Below are 1,279 nucleotides of genomic sequence, written 5' to 3' on the forward strand. Positions count from 1 at the left end.
AGGCGCTAAACCATATTGACGCAGCCACTGTTGTAACCACACAAAAATCGATTCATAGCTTGCACCACCCTGCGCATAGCTTTGAAGCAATACTCGCTTAGTCGGATGTAAGGTTTGATGTTGATTCGGTTGACGCAACAAGCTTCTAGCCAGACTCGGCTCTAACTTAGGATAAACAAGGGAAAGGCTCGCAGACAAAAACTCATGAAACAATGCTTGTGCGTCATCAATCCAAGTTTGTGATTTATTCGCAAGTTGGCGAACCATCAACAATGAATAACAACCGCTGGCGGCATCGCGCATAGTTCCTAAACGAATAGATTGATAGCCAGCTTGTTGCCAAAACTGAATCAACTCATCCGTCGCACCAAAACTTGTCGATAGGTAATCCACATGGGCACCAACACTTTCCTCGAGTAGTGTTAGCATGCGCTTGCCAATGCCCGAACCTTGTAGATCAGGATGCACCGCAATTCGCATCACTCGTGAAGTAATAAGCTTACCTACTTTTACCAAACCAAGTTGATTGATGATGGTGATTGGCGTCAAATGCCCCTTAGGACGACGTTGACCAAGTTGAACAGCTTCAATTAACTCGTCATCAAGACCGCCCTCCTCAACCGTGAGAATGACTCCGATGATATTTTGTTTATCCATCGCGAGATAAACGGAGCTGTTGTCATCTCGCAGTAAATGGAGCAAATCATTCGGTGAGGTTTGATAATGAGCGTTAACCAGTAAAGCAAAGCATTCGCGTAGTAAGTTGGGTTGGTGAACCAGTGCTTGCTTGTCCACTTTGTTCAACGATACGTTCGCCATGCCTTCAATGGATTGCGGCGATAATTCCGCGTTCAAGATAAAAGCGTCATACAACCACGTTTCTAACTTATCATCTACGCTCCAACGAATTGGCTGCTGCATGTGATACGTCTTCATGCCAGGTCGTTGTTGTTGCAACCATTCAATGAACTTCAACGTGAAGCCACGTCCGCAGCCTTCATAGCCATGAATCGTGCTAGAAAAGACCAAACGATGATAATGCTCGGTGATTTGTTTGAGCATCGGGACGGGAATCGCAGCCGCTTCATCAACTAACAACACATCACACTCAGGCAGCGAAGACAACAATTCGTCAGGCGCAATAAACTGAATATACCCATATCCGACTTCCAAACGGTCTTTCTTCATCTGTTTGGCATCCGTAAGTAAACGCTGCGCGTGCTGATAGACTGGCTCAACAGCGTTAATAGAAGGCGCGGTAAGTAATATACGCAGTGGC

Annotated in this window: 1 protein-coding gene; it reads right to left on the reverse strand. The window is 45.9% G+C overall.

All coding sequences use genetic code 11. The features are described 5' to 3' along the window. Nucleotides 1–1,279, reverse strand: a 1,279-nt coding sequence (locus R7M72_RS24935; protein ID WP_318056441.1) for a GNAT family N-acetyltransferase, incomplete at both ends; no start/stop codon positions are given.

Origin of the sequence: Vibrio sp. YT-18 (assembly GCF_033337345.1) — a bacterium.
GTDB classification, from domain to species: Bacteria; Pseudomonadota; Gammaproteobacteria; order Enterobacterales; family Vibrionaceae; genus Vibrio; species Vibrio alginolyticus.